A 6,278-nucleotide genomic window follows, 5' to 3' on the forward strand; every position below is an offset into this window, starting at 1 on the left:
CTCTTTCCGTAAGGGCGCCGCGAGGCTAAGTGAGCCCGAACTTAGGAGTTTCGCCTGATGCCGCTCGACATGGCGCCGCTGCCCAGCACCTGGGACAGCCTCGATCAGGGCAAGTACCGCAACGAGACCGACGCGGTCCGTGACCTGCTGGCGCGCGTTCCCCTGACGCCGGAAGAGCGCAAGGCCGTGCGCGACGAGGCCGAGGCCCTGGTCCGCGGCGCTCGCTCGCAGACCAAGCGCCAGGGCGTGGTCGAAAGCTTCCTGCAGCAGTTCTCGCTGGGCACCCGCGAGGGCCTGGCGCTGATGTGTCTGGCCGAAGCTCTGCTGCGCACGCCCGACGAAGGCACCCGCGACAAGCTGATCGCCGAGAAGATCGGCTCGGCCGACTGGGCCTCGCACCTGGGCAAGTCCGACAGCCTGTTCGTCAACGCCTCGACCTGGGGCCTGATGCTGACCGGCCGGATCGTCGACGTCGACGAGCAGGCCAAGAACGACCTCGGCGGCTTCCTGGCCCGCCTGGCCGGCCGCATCGGCGAGCCGGTGATCCGCGAAGCCGTGGGCGCGGCCGTGCGCATCATGGGCGAGCAGTTCGTGCTGGGCCGCACCATCGAGAGCGCGCTGAACCGCTCCAAGAAGGAAGGCTATCTCTGCTCCTTCGACATGCTGGGCGAGGGCGCGCGCACCGCGGCCGACGCCGAGCGCTACGAAGGGCTCTACGCCAAGGCCATCGAGACCGTCGGCAAGAGCAAGGGCGGCACGGGGCCGGAGACCGGCCACGGCGTCTCGGTGAAGTTGTCGGCGCTCTGCCCGCGCTACGAGGCCACGCACGAGGCCCGGGTGTGGGAGGAGCTCTATCCCCGCATCAAGCGCCTGGCCCTGATCGCCAAGCAGTACGACCTGAACTACGCCATCGACGCCGAAGAGGCCGACCGTCTGGTGCTGTCGATGAAGCTGATCGACCGCCTGGTCCGCGAGCCGGAGCTGGGCGACTGGACCGGCCTCGGCGTCGTCGTCCAGGCCTACCAGAAGCGCGGCCTGGAAGTGATCCAGCGCCTGGCCGAGCTGTCGCGCTCGTCCGGCCGCCGCCTGATGGTGCGCCTGGTGAAGGGCGCCTACTGGGACAGCGAGATCAAGAAGGCCCAGGTCGCCGGCCGTCCGGACTATCCGGTCTACACCACCAAGCCGGCCACCGATCTCAGCTACCTGGTCTGCGCCAAGGCGCTGATCGACGCCGCGCCGAACCTCTACCCGCAGTTCGCCACCCACAACGCCCACACCCTGGCCGCCGTGCGCCACATGGCCCAGGCCAAGGGCGTAGCGATCGAGCATCAGCGCCTGCACGGCATGGGCGAGGCGCTCTACGCCGCCGCCCAGACCCGCTACGGCGGCGTCACCATCCGCGCCTACGCGCCGGTGGGCGGTCACGAGGACCTGCTGCCCTACCTGGTGCGCCGCCTGCTGGAGAACGGCGCCAACACCTCCTTCGTCCACGCCCTGCTGGACGATCGCGTCCCGGCCGACCAGGTCGTCGCCGACCCGATCACCGCCGTCGAAGCCCAACCCGACCGTCACCCCAAGATCCCGACCCCGGAAAACATGTACGGACCTGACCGCAAGAACTCGCTCGGCCTCGACTTCTCCCAGGCCGACGCGCGCGCCTCGATCGGCCGCGCCGTGACCGCCGTCGAAGGCGAGCGCATCCAGGCCGGCCCGATCGTGGGCGGCAAGCTGCGCCCGGGCGCCGGCCCCCAGCCGGTGACCAGCCCCTCCGACCGCTCGCGCGTGCTGGGCGAGGTTTCTGAAGCCACCGAAGGCGACGTCGCCGACGCCATCCGCCTGGGCCACGCCGCCCAGATCGGCTGGGACGCCATGGGCGGTCCGAAGCGCGCGGTGGTGCTGCGCGCCATGGGCGACGCGCTGGAAGCCGACATGGAGCGCCTGGTGGCGCTGCTGTCGCGCGAAGCCGGCAAGACGCTGAACGACGGCGTCGCCGAGGTGCGCGAGGCGGCCGACTTCTGCCGCTACTACGCCGCCCTGGCCGAGAAGCAGTTCGCCAAGGCCGAGACCCTGACCGGCCCGGTCGGCGAGACCAACCACCTGGAACTGCACGGCCGCGGCGTGTTCGTCTGCATCAGCCCGTGGAACTTCCCGCTGGCCATCTTCACCGGCCAGATCGCCGCGGCGCTCGCCGCCGGCAACGCCGTGCTGGCCAAGCCGGCCGAGCAGACCCCGCTGATCGCCGCCGAAGCCGTGCGCCTGTTCTTCAAGGCCGGCCTCGACGCCAAGCTGCTGGCCCTGCTGCCGGGCCGCGGCGAGACCGTCGGCGCCATGCTGACCGGCCACGCCCAGATCGACGGCGTCGCCTTCACCGGCGGCACCGACACCGCCTGGAAGATCAACCAGACGCTAGCCGCCCGCCGCGGCCCGATCGTGCCGTTCATCGCCGAGACCGGCGGCCTGAACGGCATGTTCGTGGACACCACGGCGCTGCGCGAGCAGGTCATCGACGACGTGATCCTCTCGGCGGTCGGTTCGGCGGGTCAGCGCTGCTCGGCCCTGCGCATCCTTTACGTGCCCAAGGATTCGGCCGACGGCCTGATCGAGGGCCTCAAGGGCGCCATGGACGCCCTGGTGATGGGCGACCCGGCCGAGGCTTCGACCGACGTCGGCCCGGTGATCGACGAGGAGGCCCGCGCCAACCTCGAGGCCCACGTCGAGCGCCTGAAGAAGGAAGCCAAGATCCTCAAGCAGATGGATCCGGGTGCGCTCTCCAACCAGGGCGTGTTCTTCGGCCCGGTGATCGCCGAGATCCCGACCCCGGACTTCCTCGAGCGCGAGGTGTTCGGCCCGGTGCTGCACGTCTACCGCTACGATCCGTCCGACCTGGAGGACGTCGCCCGCAAGCTGGCCGCCCGCGGCTACGGCCTGACGCTCGGCGTGCACAGCCGCATCGAGGCCTTCGCCGAAGAGGTGAAGCGCCTGGTCCCGGCCGGCAACGTCTACGTCAACCGCTCGATCATCGGCGCGGTGGTCGGCGTCCAGCCGTTCGGCGGCGAAGGCCTGTCCGGCACCGGCCCGAAGGCCGGCGGCCCGCACGCCCTGCTGCGCTACGCCTCGGAGCGCGCGGTGTCGGTCAACATCGCCGCCCAGGGCGGCGACCCGGCGCTGCTGAATCTCTGAGCACCTTCTCCTCCCCTGCGCCGGAGGCGCGGGGGAGGGGGACCACCGAAGGTGGTGGAGGGGGCGTCAGCTGGTACCCGGCTGGCGCTCTTTTTTTATCTGTAGGTCCGATGAGCCGTCGCGTCGGGGTTCAGCTTCTTCCGAAGGGTCAGAGCATGCTCGGCAAATCTCGCCAGTGATGCTGATCCTTGCTCCAATGCCCGTTCAACCCGGATGTCGACGGCAGGACTATAAGCTTCGCACCGCTAAGCGTTTCAGGCCTCAGTCCGCACTGGATATGGCGCGTGTTGAAGTAGATCTTTGCTGCCATCTTGCTGGTGAAGGCGACGGCTCTCGGCTTGAATTTGGCGATCTTGGCGCTGAAGCCGGAGATGTCGCAATTCGCCATTGAAATCTGGCGGTCCGTTCCAGACTCGATCTGATTTAGGTCGGTCAGCCCGATTCCAAACGAAAGCAGGTCACTGAAGTTTTCCGGCCGGATCTGGCGATCGGTCAGTCCGACTTCGTGCAGGACCCTGTAAAACCTGTTGGTTCCGTCGGCGTAAAACGTAGCTGTCGCCGCAGACTTCGCGCCCTTGGCGGTTCCGCAGAACACGATCTGCAAACCCTCCCTCAGCAGATCTCTCAAGGCAGCCTCCTTGGCCGTTTTCCTCGTAACCGCCCAACGATAACACAGCTTCAGGCACCCCACGGGGCCTGCCGCGGCGGGGACGTCGGCCGATGCTCGGCTTTCCTTCTCATCTTGTCGGTAGGCATGAAAAAGGGGGGCGGCCCGCGGCTCGCCCCCTCCACCACACTTCGTGTGGTCCCCCTCCCCCGCTGCGCGGGGGAGGAGAAAGAGTCAGCCGCCGCCTTCGCCGGCCGGCACGGTCTCCGGCGCGACCTCGTAGACCCGCGAGCAGTACTCGCACGTCACCCGGATCAGGCCGTCCTCCTCGGTCATCGAGTCGCGCTCGTCCTGGCCGAACGAGCGCAGCATGCCCACTACCCGGTCGCGCGAGCAGCGGCAGAAGGCGCGCAGCGGCTTGGGCGTGAACAGGCGCACGCCGTCCTCGTGGAACAGGCGGTACAGCAACCGTTCCGGCGCGATCTCCGGATCGATCAGCTCGTCTTCGCCCAGCGTCTCGAACAGCACCTGCTCGCGCTCCCAGGCGTCGTCGGTCGAACCGCGCGCCTCGTCGCCGGCCATGTACTGGATGGCCATGCCGCCGGCCCGCCAGGACGTGCCCTCGGCGGTCTGCAGCTGGCCGACGGCCAGGCGCACGCGGGTCGGCACCTGCTCGGACTGGGCGAAGTAGTGCTCGGCCGACAGGGCCAGGGTCTCGCCCTCGATCGGGGTGACGCCCTGGTAGCGGTCCATGTTCGGGCCCTGGTCGACGGTCATGACGAACACGCCCTTGCCCAGCAGGGTCTTGGCCCCGGGCCGCGCGAAGCCGTGGCTGACCTCTTCGACCCGCTCGGGGTCGAAGCTGCAGTAGCCGCGCAGGCCTCCGGAGGTGTCGTAGTCGACCACCACGTAGGAGACCGGGCCGTCGCCCTGGGCCTGGACGATCAGCTTGCCCTCGAACTTCAGGCTGGAGCCGACCAGGGCGGCCAGCGCGCAGGCCTCGCCCAGCAGGTTGGCGACCGGCTCGGGATAGGCGTGGCGCGAGAGGATGTCGTCGATCACCGGGCCCAGGCGCACGATGCGGCCCCGGACGGGCCAGCCTTCGATCTGGAACGCGGCGACGAGGTCGTCGGCGGAGTTATGCGTTTCGGTCACGGAGAAACCTTCAGCGGGCGGCGCGGACGTCGCCGATATTGGGAGCGCCGCGTCGCGCGCGGCGGTTGCCGGACCAAATAGGAAGAATGCCGCTCTCGGAAAAGTCCGTCGACGGCGCGACCGGGCGGCGCAGACCTCCCGGACGCCCGGAACCCCTTCGGCCGCGAAGGGTTGAGCCCGGACGTCCGTTATCGAGGGAGCGTATCGCCATGCCCGGGAGACTGAAGCTCAAGCCGCTGCACGAGCAGGTCGTGGTCATCACCGGGGCCACCTCCGGCATCGGCCTGGCCACCGCCCGCGAAGCCGCCAGCCGCGGCGCGGCCGTGTTCCTGATCGCCCGCAACGAGGCGGCGCTGCGCACCCTGGTGGACGAGATCAAGGCGCGCGGCGGGCGCGCCGGCCTGGCCGTCGCCGACGTCGGCGACGAGGCCCAGGTGCGGGCCGCCGCCGAGAAGTGCCGCGCCGAGTTCGGCGGCTGGGACACCTGGATCAACGACGCCGGGGTAACGATCTTCGGCCCGATCCGCGAAACCACGCTGGAGGACCAGCGCCGGCTGTTCGACACCAACTACTGGGGCGTGGTGCACGGCTCGCTGGCGGCGGTCGAGCATCTGCGCATGCGCCCGGTCGGCGGCGCGGTGATCAACGTCGGCTCGGTGCTGGGCGACGCGCCCATGCCGGTGCAGGGCGTCTATTCGGCGGCCGAGCACGCGGTGAAGGGCTTCACCAACGCGCTGCGCATGGACCTCATGCACGAGAACGCGCCGGTGGCGGTGACCCTGATCAAGCCCTCGTCGGTCGACACCCCCTACAAGGACCACGGCAAGAACCTGACCGACGCGCCGGTGCGCACGCCCTCGCCGGTCTATTCGGCGGAAGCGGTGGCCGAGGCCATCCTGCACTGCGCCGAGCACAAGGTCCGTGAACTGACCGTCGGCGGCGGCGGGCGCGCCCTGGCCGGCTTCTACAACGCCATGCCCAGCGTGGCCGAGCCGCTGTTCGCCCGCATGATGCCGGGCCTGCACCGCGACAAGCACGCCACCCGCCGTCGCACGGACGACGCCCTGCACCAGCCGGGCCGCGACCTGCTCGAGCACTCCAACTACGGCCGGGTGCGCCGGCGCAGCCTGTTCACCTGGGCGGAGATGCACCCCTTCACCATCGTCGGCACGGCGCTGGGCCTCGGCGTCGCCGCCGGCGGCGTGGCCCTGGCCGCCAAGGTGCGCGCCGAGCGTCGCGAGCAGCGCGCCGAGACGCGCTGGCTGAAGTCGCACGCCGCGGACCTGGGCTCACACGCGGCCGACCTGGGCCGCCGGCTGTCCGACCGCGCCCAGAC

At 70.0% G+C, this 6,278-nt stretch carries 4 protein-coding genes; 2 read left to right on the forward strand and 2 right to left on the reverse strand.

All coding sequences use genetic code 11. The features are described from left to right. Window positions 1–69 precede the first annotated feature (69 nt). The gene (gene putA, locus G3573_RS06905) at window positions 70–3,180 is read left to right on the forward strand and encodes a bifunctional proline dehydrogenase/L-glutamate gamma-semialdehyde dehydrogenase PutA (RefSeq protein WP_163260354.1); all 3,111 of its coding nucleotides are present in this window, start codon (window positions 70–72) and stop codon (window positions 3,178–3,180) included. Window positions 3,181–3,328: 148 nt separating this feature from the next. Here putA and G3573_RS06910 read toward each other — a convergent pair whose 3' ends face one another. Continuing rightward, a complete protein-coding gene (locus G3573_RS06910; RefSeq protein WP_163260350.1) occupies window positions 3,329–3,808 on the reverse strand; it encodes a mismatch-specific DNA-glycosylase in 480 nt (159 codons plus the stop codon). A 213-nt stretch (window positions 3,809–4,021) separates the two neighbouring features. Then, on the reverse strand, window positions 4,022–4,942 hold the full coding sequence (locus G3573_RS06915; protein WP_346427351.1) for an Hsp33 family molecular chaperone: 921 nt from the start codon (window positions 4,940–4,942) through the stop codon (window positions 4,022–4,024). A 209-nt stretch (window positions 4,943–5,151) separates the two neighbouring features. On the opposite strand from G3573_RS06915, the gene G3573_RS06920 reads away from it, so the two are divergent. Continuing rightward, the coding region (locus G3573_RS06920; protein WP_163260351.1) for an SDR family oxidoreductase at window positions 5,152–6,278 on the forward strand (1,127 nt) is incomplete at its 3' end.

Origin of the sequence: Caulobacter sp. 17J65-9 (assembly GCF_010975005.1) — a bacterium.
GTDB lineage: Bacteria > Pseudomonadota > Alphaproteobacteria > Caulobacterales > Caulobacteraceae > 17J80-11.

What these genes read in the sequence shown, in the direction of transcription:
- putA (WP_163260354.1), top strand. Translation starts at nt 70, where the DNA reads ATGGCGCCGCTGCCCAGCACCTGGGACAGCCTCGATCAGGGCAAGTAC.